Origin of the sequence: Psychrobium sp. nBUS_13 (assembly GCF_051201665.1) — a bacterium.
In the GTDB taxonomy this organism is placed as follows: domain Bacteria; phylum Pseudomonadota; class Gammaproteobacteria; order Enterobacterales; family Psychrobiaceae; genus Psychrobium.
In genome coordinates, this window is record NZ_CP179210.1 from 4,256,503 (window position 1) to 4,275,305 (window position 18,803).

23 protein-coding genes and 2 pseudogenes are annotated in these 18,803 nt (G+C 37.8%); 6 read left to right on the forward strand and 19 right to left on the reverse strand.

Annotation, left to right across the window (positions count from 1 at the left end; all coding sequences use genetic code 11):
* Positions 1–9: 9 nt before the first annotated feature.
* Positions 10–309 carry a type II toxin-antitoxin system HigB family toxin gene (locus ACMAZF_RS19900; RefSeq protein WP_435275439.1) on the reverse strand — a complete coding sequence of 100 codons (300 nt, stop codon included), beginning with the start codon at positions 307–309 and terminating at the stop codon, positions 10–12.
* Between the two features lie 73 nt (positions 310–382).
* Here ACMAZF_RS19900 and ACMAZF_RS19905 point away from each other — a divergent pair, with 73 nt between their 5' ends.
* Both ACMAZF_RS19905 and ACMAZF_RS19910 read left to right on the forward strand, forming a co-directional pair.
* Positions 383–997: a hypothetical protein gene (locus ACMAZF_RS19905; protein ID WP_435275440.1), complete on the forward strand. Its 615-nt coding sequence runs from the start codon at positions 383–385 to the stop codon at positions 995–997.
* A gap of 32 nt (positions 998–1,029) precedes the next feature.
* Entirely contained in the window at positions 1,030–1,596 is a 567-nt protein-coding gene (locus tag ACMAZF_RS19910; RefSeq protein ID WP_435275441.1) for an efflux RND transporter periplasmic adaptor subunit, read from the forward strand.
* 91 nt (positions 1,597–1,687) lie between these two features.
* Here the strand turns inward: ACMAZF_RS19910 and tnpC (ACMAZF_RS19915) are convergent, their stop codons facing one another.
* The 5 genes and pseudogenes from tnpC (ACMAZF_RS19915) to ACMAZF_RS19935 all read right to left on the reverse strand — a co-directional run bounded on the left by tnpC (ACMAZF_RS19915) (position 1,688) and on the right by ACMAZF_RS19935 (position 5,543).
* On the reverse strand, positions 1,688–3,232 hold the full coding sequence (tnpC, locus tag ACMAZF_RS19915) for an IS66 family transposase (RefSeq protein WP_435274194.1): 1,545 nt from the start codon (positions 3,230–3,232) through the stop codon (positions 1,688–1,690).
* A gap of 93 nt (positions 3,233–3,325) precedes the next feature.
* Positions 3,326–3,676 (reverse strand): IS66 family insertion sequence element accessory protein TnpB, encoded by a 351-nt coding sequence (gene tnpB / locus ACMAZF_RS19920; protein WP_435274019.1) that lies wholly within the window; start codon positions 3,674–3,676, stop codon positions 3,326–3,328.
* On the reverse strand, positions 3,660–3,971 hold the full coding sequence (gene tnpA, locus ACMAZF_RS19925; RefSeq protein ID WP_435274195.1) for an IS66 family insertion sequence element accessory protein TnpA: 312 nt from the start codon (positions 3,969–3,971) through the stop codon (positions 3,660–3,662). The genes tnpB (ACMAZF_RS19920) and tnpA (ACMAZF_RS19925) overlap by 17 nt, the downstream gene beginning before the upstream one ends.
* An 82-nt stretch (positions 3,972–4,053) precedes the next feature.
* Positions 4,054–5,103, reverse strand: a pseudogene (locus ACMAZF_RS19930) (ISAs1 family transposase); the annotation flags it as partial.
* Positions 5,104–5,165: 62 nt separating this feature from the next.
* The gene (locus ACMAZF_RS19935) at positions 5,166–5,543 is read right to left on the reverse strand and encodes an S-methyl thiohydantoin desulfurase domain-containing protein (protein WP_435277294.1); all 378 of its coding nucleotides are present in this window, start codon (positions 5,541–5,543) and stop codon (positions 5,166–5,168) included.
* A 71-nt stretch (positions 5,544–5,614) separates the two neighbouring features.
* Here ACMAZF_RS19935 and ACMAZF_RS19940 point away from each other — a divergent pair, with 71 nt between their 5' ends.
* Positions 5,615–6,739 carry an ISAs1 family transposase gene (locus ACMAZF_RS19940; RefSeq protein WP_435275442.1) on the forward strand — a complete coding sequence of 375 codons (1,125 nt, stop codon included), beginning with the start codon at positions 5,615–5,617 and terminating at the stop codon, positions 6,737–6,739.
* A gap of 66 nt (positions 6,740–6,805) precedes the next feature.
* Here ACMAZF_RS19940 and ACMAZF_RS19945 read toward each other — a convergent pair whose 3' ends face one another.
* Complete coding sequence (locus tag ACMAZF_RS19945; RefSeq protein WP_435275443.1) at positions 6,806–7,600, reverse strand: aspartate/glutamate racemase family protein; 795 nt, start codon at positions 7,598–7,600, stop codon at positions 6,806–6,808.
* Between the two features lie 293 nt (positions 7,601–7,893).
* A pseudogene (locus tag ACMAZF_RS19950) lies at positions 7,894–8,190 on the reverse strand (IS1634-like element ISVa17 family transposase); the annotation flags it as partial.
* Positions 8,191–8,550: 360 nt separating this feature from the next.
* Here ACMAZF_RS19950 and tnpA (ACMAZF_RS19955) point away from each other — a divergent pair.
* The 3 genes from tnpA (ACMAZF_RS19955) to tnpC (ACMAZF_RS19965) all read left to right on the forward strand — a co-directional run bounded on the left by tnpA (ACMAZF_RS19955) (position 8,551) and on the right by tnpC (ACMAZF_RS19965) (position 10,865).
* Positions 8,551–8,868 (forward strand): IS66 family insertion sequence element accessory protein TnpA, encoded by a 318-nt coding sequence (gene tnpA / locus ACMAZF_RS19955; RefSeq protein ID WP_435274556.1) that lies wholly within the window; start codon positions 8,551–8,553, stop codon positions 8,866–8,868.
* Positions 8,865–9,212: an IS66 family insertion sequence element accessory protein TnpB gene (tnpB, locus tag ACMAZF_RS19960; protein WP_435274555.1), complete on the forward strand. Its 348-nt coding sequence runs from the start codon at positions 8,865–8,867 to the stop codon at positions 9,210–9,212. Before tnpA (ACMAZF_RS19955) ends, tnpB (ACMAZF_RS19960) begins: the two co-directional genes overlap by 4 nt.
* Before the next feature lie 102 nt (positions 9,213–9,314).
* On the forward strand, positions 9,315–10,865 hold the full coding sequence (gene tnpC, locus ACMAZF_RS19965) for an IS66 family transposase (RefSeq protein WP_435275444.1): 1,551 nt from the start codon (positions 9,315–9,317) through the stop codon (positions 10,863–10,865).
* Positions 10,866–10,874: 9 nt separating this feature from the next.
* On the opposite strand, the gene ACMAZF_RS19970 is transcribed toward tnpC (ACMAZF_RS19965), so the two are convergent.
* The 11 genes from ACMAZF_RS19970 to ACMAZF_RS20020 form a co-directional block, all read right to left on the reverse strand.
* Positions 10,875–11,201 (reverse strand): DUF6444 domain-containing protein, encoded by a 327-nt coding sequence (locus ACMAZF_RS19970; RefSeq protein WP_435275445.1) that lies wholly within the window; start codon positions 11,199–11,201, stop codon positions 10,875–10,877.
* A 93-nt stretch (positions 11,202–11,294) separates the two neighbouring features.
* A complete protein-coding gene (locus tag ACMAZF_RS19975; RefSeq protein ID WP_435275446.1) occupies positions 11,295–11,498 on the reverse strand; it encodes a hypothetical protein in 204 nt (67 codons plus the stop codon).
* Between the two features lie 9 nt (positions 11,499–11,507).
* On the reverse strand, positions 11,508–11,987 hold the full coding sequence (locus ACMAZF_RS19980) for a pilin (RefSeq protein ID WP_435275447.1): 480 nt from the start codon (positions 11,985–11,987) through the stop codon (positions 11,508–11,510).
* On the reverse strand, positions 11,984–12,811 hold the full coding sequence (locus ACMAZF_RS19985) for a hypothetical protein (RefSeq protein WP_435275448.1): 828 nt from the start codon (positions 12,809–12,811) through the stop codon (positions 11,984–11,986). Before ACMAZF_RS19985 ends, ACMAZF_RS19980 begins: the two co-directional genes overlap by 4 nt.
* A gap of 22 nt (positions 12,812–12,833) precedes the next feature.
* Complete coding sequence (locus ACMAZF_RS19990) at positions 12,834–13,556, reverse strand: LytR/AlgR family response regulator transcription factor (RefSeq protein ID WP_435275449.1); 723 nt, start codon at positions 13,554–13,556, stop codon at positions 12,834–12,836.
* Positions 13,549–14,655, reverse strand: a complete 1,107-nt coding sequence (locus ACMAZF_RS19995; protein ID WP_435275450.1) for a sensor histidine kinase — start codon at positions 14,653–14,655, stop codon at positions 13,549–13,551. Before ACMAZF_RS19995 ends, ACMAZF_RS19990 begins: the two co-directional genes overlap by 8 nt.
* The gene (locus tag ACMAZF_RS20000) at positions 14,648–15,886 is read right to left on the reverse strand and encodes an ABC transporter permease (RefSeq protein WP_435275451.1); all 1,239 of its coding nucleotides are present in this window, start codon (positions 15,884–15,886) and stop codon (positions 14,648–14,650) included. Before ACMAZF_RS20000 ends, ACMAZF_RS19995 begins: the two co-directional genes overlap by 8 nt.
* Positions 15,879–16,601, reverse strand: coding sequence for an ABC transporter ATP-binding protein (locus ACMAZF_RS20005; protein WP_435275452.1), 723 nt, complete (start codon positions 16,599–16,601; stop codon positions 15,879–15,881). Before ACMAZF_RS20005 ends, ACMAZF_RS20000 begins: the two co-directional genes overlap by 8 nt.
* Positions 16,601–17,746 carry an efflux RND transporter periplasmic adaptor subunit gene (locus tag ACMAZF_RS20010; RefSeq protein WP_435275453.1) on the reverse strand — a complete coding sequence of 382 codons (1,146 nt, stop codon included), beginning with the start codon at positions 17,744–17,746 and terminating at the stop codon, positions 16,601–16,603. The genes ACMAZF_RS20005 and ACMAZF_RS20010 overlap by 1 nt, the downstream gene beginning before the upstream one ends.
* 38 nt (positions 17,747–17,784) lie before the next feature.
* Positions 17,785–18,492, reverse strand: a complete 708-nt coding sequence (locus ACMAZF_RS20015) for a YIP1 family protein (protein WP_435275454.1) — start codon at positions 18,490–18,492, stop codon at positions 17,785–17,787.
* 17 nt (positions 18,493–18,509) lie between these two features.
* The gene (locus ACMAZF_RS20020) at positions 18,510–18,641 is read right to left on the reverse strand and encodes a hypothetical protein (RefSeq protein ID WP_435275455.1); all 132 of its coding nucleotides are present in this window, start codon (positions 18,639–18,641) and stop codon (positions 18,510–18,512) included.
* Between the last annotated feature and the right edge of the window lie 162 nt (positions 18,642–18,803).

Here is an 18,803-nt window from a genome sequence, read left to right on the forward strand (position 1 = left end):
TATTTTCTCCTACGAATACTTTTTACATAATTTGTCATACTCAGCATGAGAGCAAATATGCTTTACATACATTCGATTATCTTGAAATTCGATAAAAGCAATAAGTCTCAAATTGTTGCCTCCGATATCAATAATCCACCATTTATCTTTATGTTTAAAGTTATCTAACGTAGCAAAGACTTTCTTTAATTCCTCAGGACTATGGTAGGTCCCATTTTTTAAAACTTTGAATGTATCTTCAATCGCTTTCGCATCATTAGGGTATTTACGCTTTGCATCATTGAATGGTTTTCTTGATATTACGTGCATTATTAAAATCAATAGAGTTCACAATATGTAAACAATAGCATAGTGATAAAAAGTTTACAATCAGTGAACCCTAATGGAACAACTTCAGTTAAGTAACATTTTAAATTATTGGCAGATATATTTAATTGTTACTCTACTCTCTCCAATTCTTTTCTATTATTCATTTGTAAATAATGCCGATCTCATATGGCAGCAACTAAGTTTCATGGATAACCTGCCTTTTACTAATGAAGAAAAACTAGCGACTGCGACTTCATTTAGTCAAAAAGGAACGTTTTTTTTGATGATAAAGATAGGTTTAAAGCCTTATCTTTTATCAGTTTTACAAGTTATTTGTTTAGTCGGGTTAACTATAGGTTACGGGAAATTACTTGAAGTAAGTTTAACGACTAAAAAACTAATATCCGTTAGTTTATTGTTAACAATTCCTGTTTCACTATTTAATTTAATGTCAGCAGTATCACTAGCCTTTACTTCAGAAAAAGTTCAACGTCATGTTGAGTCATTTTCCCAAATTTCAATAAGTCAATGGTTTCCAAGTATAAATTATGACATATCTCTAGCTATTGGTTCAGTTCTATGCATTGTATTACTCAGCCTCATTGAAAGAAAAAATTACATTTCATTATGCCTATTGGCATTTTTACCTGTTGCTACGATACTCGCTATTAAACTATTAATTTTGTAGGCATTAAGAATGAGTCTAAAAAAACTCTATTGATGTTTATTGTATTAACATTATCCGTACTTGTTTTCTTAAAAATTGATAGTAAACCCAGTAGTAATCCTATTTACGTAAATAGGGCTAAATTCGATACTATCAATGCTTCTGTGTTCACCACTGGGCATGTCATTTTTACAAAAGAAGCAAAATTATCAGCTGAAGTGGTTGCTAAAGTAACAAACGTTTTCGTAACTGAAGGACAGAGCGTAAAAAAAGGACAACCAATTTTACAACTTGATGATAGTGAAATTATCAAGAATATTAAGCAAAGAAAAATTGCTACTGAAAATGCAAAGTTGAAGGTAGCTCGTTCTCAAATAATTTTGCAAAGTCATGAACTAAAGTTACGGCGTGCGTCTAGAATGGTAAAAATGAATTTATCACAGCAATCTGAACTTGATGACGCTAAGACTGACTTTTTACTTGCAAAAAACGATGTGGATTATTCGCTCAATGCTTTGGAACAATCGTTAACACAACTAGCTTTAGAGCAAGATAAAACCAGAAAAACACTCATAGTATCACCTATTGCACGGCTAGCGCATTTTAATCCCAGACTCTAACAGGGTTGAGCGATAATCATCGTCTAGCCCTGCCATTTTCTTTTTCCTCGCCATACTTGCTGATTGTAAGCGTCTAGGCAACGACACCTAGCTATTTAAAATTCCAAGGCATTAGTGATTCAAGAGCATCAGGATTTTCAGCAATCTGCTCTAAACAGTGGGATATATAGTCATGTACGACAAGGCCGTTAGCCTTAGCGGTTTCCACCAAACTATAGAGAATGGCGCTGGCTTTCGCACCTCTTGGGGTATGGGAAAACAACCAAGCCTTGCGTCCAATCACAAACGGTTTTATGGCTCGTTCTGCACGATTGTTATCAATACTTAACTTACCATCATCAAGGTAGCGTTTGAATTTTTCATACTGATTCAGTGCATAGGTAATGGCTTTTGACAGCGGCCTTTGCGGAGACAGTTTTTCTTTGTGCTCTACAAGCCAGTGATAAAACTCTTCGACAATGGGTTTGGCTTGTTGTTGGCGAGCCTTGTATTTTTCATCGTCCTTCATCTCTTTAATCGATTGCTCTATACCATAGAGTTTACCAATGAAGTTAAGCGCTACGTCGGCTTTACCGGTTGTCTTGTTGTTGCCTTTTGCTTCAATGAACTTGCGACGGATATGAGCAAGACAAGCCACTAAAGTGGCGCTGGTTTTTTCATAACCTTTGTAGCCATCAACGTGCATGTAACCTGAGTAATCATCGAGAAAATCAATGGCGCATTGTCCTGCACGACTGTTGTGATAATCAAATAAGACGATGTTTGTCTTACCTTCAGGTTTGTCATCACCGCAACAATATAACCACATATAGCTGGTCGCTTTGTTAGCTTTGATAACCTTGAGCGGTGTTTCATCCGCATGAATCGCAGGTTGTTGGAGTAACTGTATTTTTAGTGTGTCATACAACGGTTCAAGCAGTTCGCTACAACGAACCATCCAACTTGACATGGTTTTACGATTAATCGTTATGCCGATATCGCCAAACCACGTTTCTTGTCGATACAACGGTAAGCCAAACTGATACTTACAGGTAATGATTTGACTGAGTAAACTTGGCGTAGCAATACTTTTAGGGATGGGGGTTGACGGCATAGGCGCTATCTGGATATCGCTTTGTATGCCCTCTTTTTCACACGCTCTGCATGCGTACTTTGGACGAACGGTTTTAATAACCTTGATATGAGCAGGTACAAATTCGAGCGTTTCACTTTCTGCTTCACCCATTTTATGTAACGCACTTTGACAGTGACTACAGACTTTAGCGTCGTCGTGTAAATCAACCACCACCTCTTTGCGAGGTAAGGCCTCGGGTAATGGTGTGCGCTTGGGTTTTGCTTTTTCGGTGTGTGGTTCATCATTGGCGATGAGGAGCGCTTTTTCTGTGTCAGACAGCGTTTCTATGTCATCCAATTGAGCTTCTACTTCGTTAAATACTTCACCAGCCCCTGGCATTTTCTCTGACTTTTTGCCGTATTCTTTGGCAATCTTGGCGTTATACGCATCAAGTAGTTCTTGATAGAGAGACTTTTGCTGCGCTAACTCTTTGTTTTGCTTTTGCACAACGTACTGCAACTCAAGCAGCATGCTCTTGAGTTGTTCTGGGTCGTTGGGCAATGAGTTGGCATCAAATTTCATGCCGTCAGTGTAGCAATGTTATAGCGCCATTGTGACTGTTCAGCTCAAATAGAAAATCAGATCGTGTCAACGATCGTTGACTTGTGTATTGCGCTATCCCAGATCGGACTGATAATGTAATTCTTGATGACCAAGGACATCGTAACCAGACAATAGCCAAGTGAGTTGTTGCTCTGTTAACACAACATCCTCGCTATCAAGTTGACTTGGCCATTTGAATTTGTGTTTTTCAAGGCGTTTATACCACAGGGCAAAGCCCGTTTTATCCCAATAGACTAATTTCAATTTATCTTTGGCTTTATTAGAGAATAAGAACAGTGCGCCGGTGTAGGCATCGTATTTAAGCTCTTGCTCTACAATAGCAATAAGGCCATCGATGGACTTTCGAAAATCGACTACATCGCGATACAGATAGACAGCGCTTGGATTAACAAACATCTTCATGATGCAACCCCTTAAGCAGCTGTGCCAAGTACATTGGCGATGTTGATTGTGGTAAGCACACCTTGGCGAGGCCTACAGTAAGAACAATAGGAGCTATTTCTGTATTAATTTTTAACGGTTGAGTGACGCAGGCTTTCACAAAGCTTGATGTTTCCTTAGTTAACTTCTTCTTAGTTGCATAAAAGGCTGTGGTTGAAATGTTATTGTCGCGGCAAAAATCACTAACGCTCAAGCCACTGGATTGGTGCAGATTAATGATGTCTTGCCATTGTTCGAGGCTTCGATGTTTACTCATGTTAATCTCCTTAATAAAATTGGAGATACTCTATCCAAGTTAACATATGAAAGGTATGTGTCTTTGGCGAGACGCTTACTGCTGATTTAGTGGTATCTCGTTTAAATAACGCCATAGCTATTTTTCTCATGACGTTAAAAACAAGTGGCCATTGCTTCTTACGTATTCTTGATTCATCTTCCCTAAAATTCATATCTAACATCCAATGCATACTTTCAACTTGCCAATGGCTACGTACAGCATTGAGGGCTTGCTCTGCATTTAACCCTAACGAACTGATATACCAGCGAGTTTCTATTGTATCAGTACCGGCCGATTTATCGTGAATTTCAGCGGTGACTTGAATGACACTCTTTAAACCAGACCATTGGTAATTTTTGGCTAACCAGCTTTTATTAATAAGTAATTGCTGACATGTCCTTGTCTCAATACGTCCATGTCCTGAGCTGATTTCTGTATGTTTATCATAGTTGTTCTTGGCTAATCCTTCGCGCTCATTTTTGTGCCACCAAGCTTCTAATTCACTCTGCATACCTGAGTGGTTACCTTTAAGCGCTAGAATATAATCCGCTTTGTGCTTAATTATTTGTTTAGCGATTTCTTGTTGGCAGTCCATAGCATCAAGCGTAATAATGCTATTTTCTATATCCAACATAGTGAGTAATTCTGGTATCGCTGTGATTTCATTGGTTTTACTATCAACGGCTGTTTGTCCTAGCACTAATTGATGCTGGCAACTCCATGCACTAACGGTATGCAAGGCACTTTTTCTATCTTTTGTTGTAAACGAACGACGTGCAGTTTTTCCATCAATGGCAATGATATCAGCACCTGTGGTTTCAATAAGTGATGATATCCAAGATTGAAAGGCATGCTCTATTTCATCTGCTTTTAACCGACAAATAACACGAGCAATAGTGTCATGTTTTGGAATTCCTGCATTGAAAGTACCGTATTTTTTTAACCAATCAAGTTTTAAGCGCCCAAAGTCTTCAATGTCCTCCCATCCTTCTGCACCAGATAATACAGCACTAATGGCTAGCAAAAGAATATCGATAAGTTCATGCTTTTTACAGCGTTCAATGCGAGGGTCGGTAATTGAATTAAAGTGTTTCAGAAAAGTTGTGCTCATATTAAGTGACCAAGGTGATTATTATGCCTTGATCTGATCGCTACTTGTTCTATAAGTTCAATTTATAATGATCTTGCCGTGCCACCATCACAGTCGTAAACACAATAATTTGGGTTTTTATGAGCTATAGCAATGGGTAATAAGCCATTTATTGGACCAACTTCTATTGGTGCAAACCCAGATATTTTTGTATAATTTTCCTCATACTGTTGAAGTACAACTGACATTCTCTCTGCAAATTCAATTGGTTTTGACAAAGCATCAGGTTTACCTATGCCACCTGCAACAACTGCAAAATCATTCTCCGATATAGATTGAATGTTTTGCAATTCTATCTCAGTAAAGTCATCATTAATTATCTCATTAATAATTTCTATGCCTTGAATAAAAGAACCTCCGCCACCGGCAGCAGAAACACCTAAACCAAGTGCTAAATCCAGGGCAAGATCATGAACTTTCCATTTAGGGCCAAAGTGTGATCAAATAGACTCCTTATCTATAGGAGTCTCAAATGCTATCTGCCTTTAATGAACATTTTTCGCAAATCCCTGATCATCGCCAACAATCAAAAGTTGAGCACAAGCTTCACGATATTCTTCTAACACTTGTAGTTGGAGTGATTTGCGGCGCTGATGGCTGGGAAGCGATTGAAGAAGTGGCGCATAACAAAATTAAGTTATTAAAAAAATATGGCTCTTTTGAAAATGGTATCCCCGTTCACGACACGATTGCACGAGTTGTGTCGTCGTTAGAGCCGACAATGATGCAAAGCTGTTTCATTAACTGGATGAAATCAGCGCAGGTAGAAACGCGCGGCGAAGTAATTGCTATCGATGGAAAGACTGTTCGAGGCTCTTATGATAAGAAATCAAAGAAAAGTGCGATCCACATGGTAAGCGCGTTTGCAGCGAATAATGGTGTTGTATTAGGCCAAGTTAAAACCGCAGAGAAATCTAATGAGATAACGGCCATCCCAGCACTGCTTGATTTACTCGATATTAAAGGAAGTGTTGTCACGATTGATGCGATGGGCTGTCAAAAGGCAATTGCTAAAAAAATATGTGATAAAGAGGCCGATTACGTTATTGCAGTTAAAGGTAATCAAGGGCATTTACACCAATCCATTAAGGATTTTTTTGCCATTTGTCAAAGCGATAACTTTAAAAATGTAGCACATGAGTATTATGAAGAAGTCGATGGTGGGCATGGGAGGGTTGATGTACGCAGATATTGGATCACAGATGTTCTTTCAAGTATTAATGACTTAACATCGCAATGGGATGGATTAATAAGCGTAGGAATGGCTGAATCAGAACGCCATGTTGATGGAAAGATAAGTAAAGAACGTCGTTATTTTATCTGCTCAATAGATGCTGATGCCAAGGTGTTCGGCAACGCAGTTAGAAAGCATTGGAACATTGAGAATCAGCTACACTGGGTGCTTGATGTAAGTTTTAACGAAGACTTAAGTCGCGTGAGACGCTCGAATGCCGCAGAAAACATGTCGGTAATTAGACACCTTGTTCTCAATTTGTTGAAACTTGAAAAAAGCTGTAAAAAAGGTCTGAAAGCTAAGCGCTTCAAAGCAGCGCTCGATACTGATTATGCAGATAAAGTTTTACAGCTTATTTATTGAACACACGTAATCTTACCCTGGTGCTAAATCTTTTAAACCTTCTACATCAATTATAGTATTCATTGTCTATTCCTTTGTTGAAGGTGCTGGATATTGTTCCGTTGGAGGGTAATAAGTTAAATTACTATGATATGTTTTAGATCTAATTAGTGACTGTAACATTGTGATTGCAGCCGCAGTAGGAGCGATTACTGGTACGTTACAATGTTCTCCACCCAACGAAGAGTAATGTGCACTTAATGCAGATTGAACTGGTTCAGCCACACCTAACATTCCAGTACATCCTAAAACAATGGCTTCGGCGCCATCTGTCTCAATAGCGATCGTTGCTTGCTCAACTGTTTTTTTAATAACCAAATTTATGTCTGTTAGATCTGCTACTGGAACACCAATTTGACGATAAGAGACAATTCTTGAATCAACCTCTTTAGCATTACCAATGTAAGAAATCATCGGCAATACACTTTCAACAACAGAGATGATGGCATATTTATAACAAACAAGCTGAGCTTGGCTTACTGAAGGAAAGAAGCCACCTACTATCGGTATTTTTAACTGTTCTCGAAGAGCCTCAACTCCTGGCTCACCAAAACAACTGATAAAAATCCCATCAAATCCATCTTTTTCTGCTTGAATAGCTACTTCGGAAATGAAGGGTGCATTCCACTCCTCTGATTTCCTACTTTGAATGAAGCTTGTTGCTTTTTGGTCAAGGCCTACTACTTCAAAATCAAAATCAGGTGCAAGAACTTCCTCCACTTCTTGCATTACATCATCTATGTACATATCAGCTGCTTCCTGATTTATAGGTAAGATTACTTTAATTTTATATTTAGGATCATCTTTAATTGATTTTTTCACTTTTATTCCTTTTATATCCAAATTTAATTAATAAATTAACTACTTTTATACTACAAAAAATAAAGTCACTATCAGTTTCTCAGAGTGATTACTCAATAAACTGCCACATTAAATCAACAATAATGAGTAATTAAATGCTACATCCTGCTAACAATGAGAAACAATAAAGTAGCACATTTTTTTACAATACAACGTAATAAATTATTACATATTAATAATAAAAAAATTAATATTTACATTTACTAGTAATTTTTACTTAGAATGAATATTCTACCCGTCATTCCGCACTAGTTTTAATAATAAATTAATTGATACGCTGAGCCTAAACAGTCAATGATGGTGCGGTTCCTCTCCTTCACATTGAGTACTAACTGCCGCTCACCCTCTATCGTCAACACATCGATCCCTTGGAAACATAAAAATACCCACCGTGCTGTAGGCTCTTGACCTGGCTTATATTTAAGAGCAGGGAAATAAGCATCTTGTACTTTTAGTTCTTGTCTTATTTTATATTCTAGATCCGCATAAATCATTAAACAGCAAGTCATTACCATCAGCAGTGCTTCGATGCGTTCTGGCTTTTTTAGATATCTCTGAACACATTAATAACGGACTAATTTTAGGTTTATTTAACCCCGTAATTGTTGTTTCAAATGCTATTTCGACATCTAAATATATAGATTTAATTATTGCTCATGAGAAGTAACATTTAGCGTGTAAAGACAATCTAAAGCTGTTCATTTTAGAAGTTACGGAATGTTTATTTTGGTGGAACCCAATAGTCAAAAAGCTCATTAACTATAATCGGTTATTTATTGAAGTGAACTGCGATGAGAGGGCAAGTATTACCTATGGAATAGATAATTACACTGTAAGCGTCTGGCGAAATGCGCATAACATTGCGAATTCCAAATGACTAACATTGCTTTTATTTAAAATAGAGGGGTCAAATGAGAAAGCATAGAAAAAAGCACGAATGGGCAGCAGTCTTTGAAGAGCAACAACGCAGTGGATTAAGCATCATTGAGTTTTGTAAGCTGCATGCCATATCAACAACCAACTTTTATAAGGTGCGAGCGAACATTCGAGGTAAAACATCCGGTAAGCCAGCCTTTATCAAAGCAACGATTACTAAAGATAATGACAATCCTAACGTCACATCAACAAGCCAAGTGTTCAGGCTCACAACAAAACACGCACAAATCATATTGCCAAACCACTGCTCAAGCCAGTTTATCGTTGATATTCTCAAAGGACTGCAAGCATGAAGATGTTTGTCGAACCAGACCAAATCTATTTACATCGCGATTTTGTTGATTTTAGAAAGTCTATTAACGGGCTAACTGAACTTGTTGAAAACTCACTTGAGCGCGATGCTTATACCGGTGAACTATTTATTTTTTGCAATAAATCCAAGGATAAAATCAAGCTGCTTTACTGGGATAAAACGGGGTTTGCCCTGTGGTATAAACGACTAGATAAGCACAAGTTTAAATGGCCCAGTAAAATCAACGAGCAATCACTAGCGCTAGATGTGCAACAGCTTGACTGGTTACTCTCTGGTTTTGATGTGCTTGGCCATGAGACACTTAACTACCAGTCATTATTATGATCTTATTCTCGTCAAGGAACATTGACGAAACTCTCTAGATTACCTCGCATTAATTTCCCCTCAATAGCGCATAGTCGTTGGCTTTTTGTTAAGCTTCTGAGTATGAAAATAGACATTAACTCACTCCCTGATGACCCCGCACAACTTAAGCAAATGCTGCTTGAGTTGCAACGGAGTGTGAGTGAAAAAGATAAAATCATCAGCGAGCAACTATCACAAATAAACCAGTTTATTGAAGATTACGAACTGGCAAAACGTAAGGCTTATGGTAAACGTTCTGAAAAGCTCGCCGGCAACGATGAAGTCTTTAACGAGGCCGAAGAAACGCTCGATGATGAAGATAAAGCGCTTATTGCTCAGAGTGATAATCAACAAGCTGCTCGCGATAAGCAATCACCCAAGCGCAAACCGTTGCCCAAGGATCTTGACAGAGAGATCGTCGTCATTGACGTACCAGATGCTGAAAAAATCTGTGACTGTTGCCAAGGTGAACTTCACCAAATAGGTGAAGCGAGCAGTGAAAAGCTAGAGTTTATCCCCGCTCAAATCAAAGTGATTGAAACAAGGCGGCCTAAATATAGCTGCCGTCACTGCGAGAAAGAAGAAACAAGCAACACTATCAAGGTCGCTCCAGTTCCAGCGTCCCCCATCCCTAAAGGTATTGCCACCGCAAGCTTATTAAGTCAGATAATCAGTGGGAAGTATCAATATGGATTACCGCTCTATCGACAAGAATCTATGTTTAGGGAGCTGGGGATAGAGTTAAGCCGTAAAAGCATGTCGCAATGGGTGATACGTTGTAGCGAGCTTCTTGAGCCAATCACTCAAGCATTAAGGCAGCACTTACTGAAGCAGCGTGTGATTAATGCCGACGAAACGACGTTAAATGTTACCAACGAGGAAAAATCGACTTGTTACATGTGGGTCTATTGCGCGGGCAAAGATAAACTGAGCAACAGCGTTTTGCCAAACATAGTGCTCTATGATTATCAAAATAATCGGCGTGGTGAATGTGTGGTTAATTACCTTGATGGCTATACAGGCTACCTCCAAGTAGATGGCTATCAGGCGTACGGTCAAACGAAAGCTACCTTGGCAGGATGTATGGCGCACGCTCGGCGAAAATTTACCGATGCTAAAGCTGCTCAACCCAAAAAGAAAACCGGAAAGTCAGATGTCGTGTTGTCATTAATCCAAACACTTTATGGCGTAGAGTCTAACTTGGAAGGAAAATCTTTTGATGAAATAAAGGCCAAGTGGCAAGCGCAGTCCAAACCCATCCTTGATAAAATTCAGGCGTGGGCACTAGCGCACCGAGACAAGGTGCCGGAGAAAACGAAGTTGGGGATAGCCATAAAATACTGGCTCAACCAATGGCCAAAACTCATCACTTATCTCGATGATGGGCAAATAAGCATCGACAACAATCGTGCAGAGCGAGCTGTAAAGCCGTTTGTCATTGGTCGCAAGAACTGGTTGTTCTCAAACACGGCGCGGGGTGCAAAAGCCAGCGCGATATTGTATAGCCTCATTGAAACGGTGAAGGCCAACGGCAAGTTCGCCGATAGCTACCTGCAATACTGCCTAAACGAGTTGGCAAAGAATCCAGAAGACGTTGAATATCTGCTACCTTGGAATGTTAAGCTTGTCTAGGTGCCTTGCCTAGACGCTTACTAGCGTTCTATCAAGAACTATTTTATGGTTGATATCAGGTCGTTCATCAAGCGGTAAAGTTGTTCCTTTATGACCGAGTTGCCCACCCGATGCATTTGAACTATTAGCGTTAGGCTTCTTTTTTCGATTAGGATCTGATGATGGTGGTTTACTGCTATTTCGACTGTTAAGGCCTAACCGTTGGGACAATAAAGTGACGATAAGCAACAATAAATCGATAGCGGCACGCATTGATGGGGACAATGTTTTATCCGTCTCGATTTGCTTTTTTATGTTGTCGATATTTTTTTCAATATCGATGCCGCTTATTTTCATTGCTCAAACTACTGAATAGAGAGACCCATAGAATAACGGCTAAGAATGATCAAGCAAGTCGATCATTTTTTATTTTTCAATTAATTTAAAACACTAGCTTTGAAGTGCTGAGTAGTTACATTGGTTCAAACTATCTGGATATTGATTATTACGTGTTTTGTATAATTCAATAATAGCAATTGCCGAAACAAAATTTTGTGTTCCAAATTTGTTATCTGCAACTGGCACTTCAAAATCACATGCCGACAACAAATTAAACGCTAAGCACACAATAAATATCTTAACTAATCTTTTCATTTGGTACTTTTAACCAACACAAGAACCACTAAGAACTTCGCGAGGCACTGTTGTTCTATTAACACCAATAGCTTTCATACCAGGAACAGGTTTAGTACTACCACACAACCAAGAAATAGGACTAGTTGGGCTGCCTTCGACAACAGCAGGACGATACGTTAGTATTTTATCGTGAAATATATTGCTTGCGTTATTGCCAAGATGAATATGAATAGCACCATTTTCAATAACAACTTTAGTAATTCTATTTCCAATTAGTTTATTGGGAGCAGGTACATTCAGTTGATGATTATTTGTTGGAAATTCATAGTTATCTAAATAATATTTAGTCACTTTGTCTCTGAATTGCATCCCCATTGAATAGGCATCGACAAGTTCACTACGTTGAATATAAGTAGTGTATTGCGGTACGCTAACAGATGCTAAAATACCGATAATAGCAACTACTATCATCAATTCGATTAAAGTGAAGCCTTTTATTTTATTCATAATACTAATCCTTGTAAGCTCATTATTGGCTGATAAATTGCGTAAATAAAATTACCGATAACTGCCATTAACCCTAAACCAACAAATGACAAAATACATTTTATATATACTTCAAGCATTTCATTTAATTTCAACGTTTGATAATTGAAAATACTATTCCATTCTTCTATATATCTTTGATTATTTAGCCCATCCAAATAACCTGATATATCTGAAGTATGTTCTCGTGCATCAACTGGCAGAGGGTGCTCTAGCATACTAATAATATTTTGATGTGTTAAACAAATTTTATAAGGAAACAATAATTTAGAAAATTTTGACATCAATGTTTTTTGACTCATTTTGTACGCTTGATAAACAACAATAACTGCCATGAAAATTGTAAACAACACTACTGTTGTCATCAGTGCTATGTGTTGTTCAAACCAATAAAAATGAACAAGTTTTGGAAACTCAATTGCGGCCTGAACTTTGGTAAACGACGGAAGTAAAGTTTGTTGAAATAATAGTGATAATAAACAAAAGAAAAAACCCACAACGACTAAATAAATAAGACTTCTTTTATTTTTTTGCTCAAAGTTACTTTCTTGAGTAATCACAAGATTTCGGTACTTATTAATGCTGGCTATAGCTTCTTTTGGCGCGGTAATTTGGGACATTTTATTTAATAAAATGCTTGTAAAACTTTCCTTTAAAAAAGGTTTCCCATAAAAATCGGACTGAATAGAACTATCAATATTTTTTATAGTACAAGAAAAATTAGTATTTTCAGTAGATGAATCAACTACTTCTCTACAAATATACTGAAATCTATTCCATGACATATTTAAAATCCTTTACTGACGACTAAAACACATTAAATAACTGCTTAAGTGACTGAACCTGTCGCCGGCTAACATCCACTTGTTGATTTGATTTCATTACCGCGACTAAGCTACCGGCGGCCATTCCTTCTTCTAGCCTCAAAATATTATCTATTCTGACGATTTCACTGCGACTGGTTTTGAAAAAATGTGCTGGGTTAAGTCGTTTTTCAACTTTATTCAGCGAAGAGTGAATATAAGACTTTCCTTGGCTGGTGTATACAGCAACATGATTACCAACAGACTCAAAACGCTCAATATCTTCTAAACGAATAATTTGATTGCTATCGCCGATCTTTAACAACAAACCGTGATTATCAGGAAGATAATCAATCACCTCCTCTGTTTTTACATCGCGCGCGAGTTTTACCCGTTCAATTGTTTTAGCTAATCGCTCACTGTTTACTGGTTTAACAATGTAATCAGTGGCATTTAATGAAAATGCATCAACCGCATGCTCATTAAACGCAGTACAGAATACAAATTTAACGGTAGGCTCTATTTGCAGTGCTAATTCAAGGCCTGTCATCTCTGGCATTTGAATATCCAAAAATGCCAGATCTATAGCTGTATTTTCTAAGAAGTCTAATGCTTCTGCTGCTGTTTTCGCTTGAGCGACAACTTCAATATCATCAAATTTTTCTAACAAACGATTTAATTCAACTCTCGCCAATCGTTCATCATCGACAATCAATACTTTAAGCAAGTGGCAACTCCATTTTCACTTCAAAATAGCTATCAGTTTTTGTTTGATGCCAATCATACTTATTACCAAACATTAACGCTAATCGTTGTTTAACATTCTTCATACCAGTATTAGTGCCATCTGCCTGAGACGGTTTATTAATAGAATTTCCCACCATTAATTGCCATCTTTTATTATCGATTTTGGTGGCACTAATCATTATCTTACCCGGTTCGCTATTAGGTGAAATACCGTGTTTAATAGCATTCTCAACGAGGGTTAATAACGTTAACGTTGGAATTTTTTGCGTTAGTAAATCATCATCGATAGTTACACCCAGTTGTAAGCGCTCTTCCAGTCTGATCTCTTCAATCGTTAGATAACGCGAACAAACTTGCCATTCATCATCCATCGAAGATGTCGCTTTTAAATGCGCATGCAAATGAGTTCTAAATAACTCAGATAGCTGTGTAACCGTATCTGCAGCTTTATCTTGATCTTCGTATATGAGCGCTCGAATACTGTTAAATGCATTAAATAAAAAATGGGGATTTAATTGATTAGTTAACTGTTGAATTTGCGCATGATGCATTTCTTTTTGAACTTTCTTACGGTTGATTTGCTGATGCCAAAATAGATAAACAATTGCCCAGCCAATCAATGTTACATACGTATTAATAACAACCCATATAGAAAACTCTATCTTAGAAATATCGACTTTAGATAAATCTACTTTAGAATTTATGGGATCTATCATTTCAAAAATAGCTAACTTTTCAATAGCAAAACTTCCTGCTAAAGAAATACAACTAACAACAAATAAAAATATTAGAAAATTTGTAATAACTCGCTTTGATAACGCATTATTTAAGACGAAAATTTTAATAAAACTGCGAATAAAAAAATGAGTTATTACAAATAACCAAGCTATATCTGCAAGCGTTCTAATAATGATAAAACTATATTGATTTTCAAGTAGAAAAACTTTTTGATAAGTATAAATCGATATAAAAAAGCTAATCAAATAACCAATAAAAGTAACTACTTTATAATTTTTAGTCGAAGTGAATGAAACTGAATAATACGTATTCCACCACTGTCTCATCATTTTTTTATTCATATCGTAATGCATCTACTGGGTTTAATTTCGCGGCCTTAACTGCCGGAGCGAGACCAAAGACTACGCCAATTGCTGTTGTAAATCCAAAAGAAAGTCCTATTGCCCACAATGGCACCATGACACCATTTGATCCCGGCATAAACATAGAGACCATTGAGGCAAGTCCATAACCCAGTAATAGCCCTATTACACCGCCCAAAAGCGACAATAATAATGCTTCAACTAAAAACTGAAACAGAATAAATTGCGGACTGGCGCCTAACGCCTTAGCAATACCTATTTCTTTAGTTCGCTCAGTCACTGATACCAACATAATATTCATAATGCCAATACCACCAACAAGTAGACTGATACCAACGACACCAGAAGCAACGAGTGTGACTGAGGTCGTTATGCTCTCAAATTGTTTTTTCGTTTTTTCAGCTGTGATAAATTCAAAATGATCGACATCGTCACCACTTAGTTTGTGCTTTTGTCGTAATACTTGGCGAATATTTTCTTTAATGTTTTTGAAGTTAGCACCGTCAGCAGGTCTAAACATAATATCGATGTTATCTGTCGCCTGACTGCCATTTAACGATCGTACTGTGCTAAAGGGTGCAATGATGTAGTTGTCTTGGTCAAAGCCAAATAAACTACCACGCTTCTCTGCAAGTCCTATTACTCTAAACCAATCACCGCTAAGGTTAATAAACTCGCCAACAGGATCTGCTGGCATGTTAAGTTTTTTAGCCACTGATGCGCCAATAAATGCCACACGGCGACGACGTAAATCATCACTTTCAGATAGAAAGCGCCCGAGCTCTGGATAAACATGAATGACGGCCTGGTAACTACTGTCTGTTCCAATGATTTGGGTTTGCGTGTTGTTGCGTCCATATTGCACACTAGAACCGAGACTAAATGCGCGCATAACAGCAGTCATATCCTGCACATTTTTTATTTTTCCTTTAAGCAATAAAAAATCGTCATAACTAATTTTATTGCTCGTACCTAACATCTCTTGCTCAGGGTTAGTGTAAGCTCGTAATGTCACCATATCACTGCCAAGATCATCAAGTTGGTCAGTTATATTTGCACTCAAACTCTCCATAATGGCAACAACAGTAATCACAGCACCAACACCAATAATAATACCTAAAGTGGTTAATGCACTGCGCATTCCATGCGCCGTTATAGCTTGAGTAGCCGCCTTTGAACCTTCAAAGAACGCGTGCAATATTTTACGCATGTTGAGCTTCCTTGTGATTTTCAATATCACTTTCTATTTCACCATCAACTAACCTGACAACTCGTCGACAATGATCGGCAATGTCAGCCTCGTGAGTCACCAGAATAATGGTATGTCCTTGATCGTGTAATTCATCAAACAAGTCCATAATATCGCGTGTTGTTTTACTATCGAGATTACCAGTAGGCTCATCGCCCAGAATGATTGCAGGATTAGTAACAAGCGCCCTTGCAATAGCTACACGTTGACGTTGACCACCAGAGAGTTGATTAGGTAAGTTTTTAACCTTATCGCTTAACCCAACGCGTTTAAGAGCGTCTAATGCTAACTTTTTTCGCTCACTGTTAGGCATAAGACGATAAATAAGCGGCTGCATTACGTTTTGCAAAACGCTTGCGCGTGGCAATAAATTAAAGCTCTGAAAAATAAAACCTACGCCATAATTACGAATTTCAGCGAGCTCAGCTTCACTTTGACTCGCGACGTTTTGATCATCAAGCCAATATTCACCATCGCTAGGATTATCTAAACAGCCTAAAATGTTCATCAGTGTGGACTTTCCAGAACCTGAAGGCCCTGTAATAGCAACGTATTCATTTTTATGAATTGATAAGTCGACATTTTTTAACGCATAAAACGCTTCGTCCGCCATATGGTAACTTTTACTGACATTATTGATTGCGATGACCGCTTTACTCTCATGTGAATTCATCATTAACTGTCCTTTTTCAGGCGTAGTTCACTACCCTCTTTAATATCACTCATCGTGCGGCTAGGACCAGTAACAACGACTTGTTGAGCAGTTAACCCGTTGGTTATTTGTTGACGAGTATCTGTCGCCATTCCAACATCCACCCATTGTTTTTTAGCTCTGTCATTATCAATAACCCAAACATAATTTTTATCATCATCTTTTAAAATGGCAGAAATAGGTACACTTAAAGATTCATCTGATTGGGCAGTAATAATTTCTGCACGGCAGCTCATGCCAGGATAGAGGTGCTGACTGTCTGTCAACAACACTTTAACGCGAAAATATAAGCCTAATCCTTGGCGATCAGCTCGTGCAGATGTACCAATACTTGTTACATCACCAGAAATTGATTTTTTAGGATTAGCAGCAGAGAATACCTCTACTTTCATGCCTGGTTGCACACTGGCAATATCTGCTTCATCCACACGTAGTTCAGCAAGAATAGTTTTAGGATCAGCTAAGGTCATTAATGCTGAACCAACAATATTGGTCGTGCCAGCAATGACAGTTTCTCCCGGTTTCACGTCAACAGCAGCGATAAGTCCTGGCATTGAAGCTTTGAAAGTCGTTTTATTTAATCGATCTTTTGAAAAGTCTAACGATGCTTTGTTTTGATTTAAGCGCTCTTGTGCTGCCTTAACTTTAATTTGAGAAACATTTAACTGACTCTTAAATTGCGCTAAATCATCTGCACCAATGAGTTTTTGCTTAAATAGTTTAGATTTAACCGCGTATTGGCGACGCATTTCATTATATTGTTCTGTGACAAATTCAATTTCGATTTTTTGCGCATTGACGGCTGCCTGATTATTAGCAACATCTGCCGCAAATGCCGTTTGATCGAGCTGCATCAAAACTTGTCCTTGTTCGACATATTCACCCTCTTCAACCAGAACCTGCGTTACTATCCCTGTAACTTCTGAGCGAATTTGAATTTGCGTATTAAAAATCAAGTTGCCTGAGGCTAAAATACTATCAGAGAGCACCTCTTTAGCGACTTGTTCACTGTTAACTTGCAAACTCTGCTGGCTCTTATCCATTTTTTTCCAAACCACTAACGTAGTAACACTGCTAATAATGGCCAACAATATAATGATTTTTTTCATTATTCTTTCCTTATAAATCAAACAGTAAATAGCTTGTATTAAGTAAATAAAACAAACCATCCTAGGAAGATCACAACTAACGGTAATGCTGAGAAAATAAACGCCTTAACCATTGGCATTTTACAACAACGGTTGAAACCAATAGCAGCAATAACAATTGACCATAATGAGAATAGATTAATAGATTCAGCCCATTGATAAAGAGCATCACCAGGTAAGTAGCCTAATACAAGCTGATTTAATGATGCGTAGTTAATTAAAGATAATGGTAAATCACCAGATGCAGCAGTAAAAAATAAAGCACAGAAGCCTAATGTATTAACTAACCCTGGCATCTGAGTCCAAATAGTGAAAACAAACCAATCACCAAATTTAAAATCGGGTTTAGTGTTAGCAGCACTCGAACCAATAACCAAGTAGTACACCGTAAAGATAAGCGTAATAGCCGGCAACATAAATGCAGAAGAGACAGCTGCCATGATGCCCATGTAGTCAGCAATCATTTCCATACCTTGTTTTGCCGCTTCTCGTTCGGAAGTAGACATATCACCAGCAGCCATTAATTGTTGTTCAATTAACCACTCTGGCGACATCCCACCGAAAAACATCATTGAAGAAACGGATGTCACAGCAATAATCAATAGTAGACCAAGCACAGCCCACTTTTTATTTTCCTTTAAATTATCGAATACAGATTTAGGTTCGACGAATATATTGACCAACGACATTGGTGTTGAATTACTCATAAATAAGTCCTTGTAGTTTAATTTTTTAGAATAGATGAAGCCATTAGCGTCAGACTAAAACTCGGTAATAGATGTTTGATTAACGTTTGTGAGTCCATAAAAACGACATCAAAGTTAATAAATTTAACAACATTGAGATATTCAGTCATGTATCAGCTCCTTTTTTGATGCTGATATATTACTGATGTGTGAAAAAGAAAATGGATAAAAGTGATGAACGGTCAATTGGCGTGATTTTCGGTTTTAAACCTAATTTGGGGCTTCACTTGCTAATCTCTACATTTGTAGATAAGGTATATCTACAAATGTAG

Bases quoted from the DNA above. Each gene is read 5' to 3' on its own strand.
- ACMAZF_RS19975 (WP_435275446.1), bottom strand. From the start codon at position 11,498: ATGAAAAGATTAGTTAAGATATTTATTGTGTGCTTAGCGTTTAATTTG.
- tnpB (WP_435274019.1), bottom strand. From the start codon at position 3,676: ATGAAGATGTTTGTTAATCCAAGCGCTGTCTATCTGTATCGCGATGTA.
- ACMAZF_RS19905 (WP_435275440.1), top strand. From the start codon at position 383: ATGGAACAACTTCAGTTAAGTAACATTTTAAATTATTGGCAGATATAT.
- tnpC (WP_435275444.1), top strand. From the start codon at position 9,315: ATGAAAATAGACATTAACTCACTCCCTGATGACCCCGCACAACTTAAG.
- tnpC (WP_435274194.1), bottom strand. From the start codon at position 3,232: ATGAAATTTGATGCCAACTCATTGCCCAACGACCCAGAACAACTCAAG.
- ACMAZF_RS20020 (WP_435275455.1), bottom strand. From the start codon at position 18,641: ATGACTGAATATCTCAATGTTGTTAAATTTATTAACTTTGATGTCGTT.
- ACMAZF_RS19910 (WP_435275441.1), top strand. From the start codon at position 1,030: ATGTTTATTGTATTAACATTATCCGTACTTGTTTTCTTAAAAATTGAT.
- ACMAZF_RS19900 (WP_435275439.1), bottom strand. From the start codon at position 309: ATGCACGTAATATCAAGAAAACCATTCAATGATGCAAAGCGTAAATAC.
- tnpB (WP_435274555.1), top strand. From the start codon at position 8,865: ATGAAGATGTTTGTCGAACCAGACCAAATCTATTTACATCGCGATTTT.
- ACMAZF_RS19995 (WP_435275450.1), bottom strand. From the start codon at position 14,655: ATGAATAAAAAAATGATGAGACAGTGGTGGAATACGTATTATTCAGTT.
- ACMAZF_RS19985 (WP_435275448.1), bottom strand. From the start codon at position 12,811: ATGTCATGGAATAGATTTCAGTATATTTGTAGAGAAGTAGTTGATTCA.
- ACMAZF_RS20015 (WP_435275454.1), bottom strand. From the start codon at position 18,492: ATGAGTAATTCAACACCAATGTCGTTGGTCAATATATTCGTCGAACCT.
- ACMAZF_RS20010 (WP_435275453.1), bottom strand. From the start codon at position 17,746: ATGAAAAAAATCATTATATTGTTGGCCATTATTAGCAGTGTTACTACG.
- tnpA (WP_435274556.1), top strand. From the start codon at position 8,551: ATGAGAAAGCATAGAAAAAAGCACGAATGGGCAGCAGTCTTTGAAGAG.
- ACMAZF_RS20000 (WP_435275451.1), bottom strand. From the start codon at position 15,886: ATGCGTAAAATATTGCACGCGTTCTTTGAAGGTTCAAAGGCGGCTACT.
- tnpA (WP_435274195.1), bottom strand. From the start codon at position 3,971: ATGAGTAAACATCGAAGCCTCGAACAATGGCAAGACATCATTAATCTG.
- ACMAZF_RS19970 (WP_435275445.1), bottom strand. From the start codon at position 11,201: ATGAAAATAAGCGGCATCGATATTGAAAAAAATATCGACAACATAAAA.
- ACMAZF_RS19940 (WP_435275442.1), top strand. From the start codon at position 5,615: ATGCTATCTGCCTTTAATGAACATTTTTCGCAAATCCCTGATCATCGC.
- ACMAZF_RS20005 (WP_435275452.1), bottom strand. From the start codon at position 16,601: ATGATGAATTCACATGAGAGTAAAGCGGTCATCGCAATCAATAATGTC.
- ACMAZF_RS19980 (WP_435275447.1), bottom strand. From the start codon at position 11,987: ATGAATAAAATAAAAGGCTTCACTTTAATCGAATTGATGATAGTAGTT.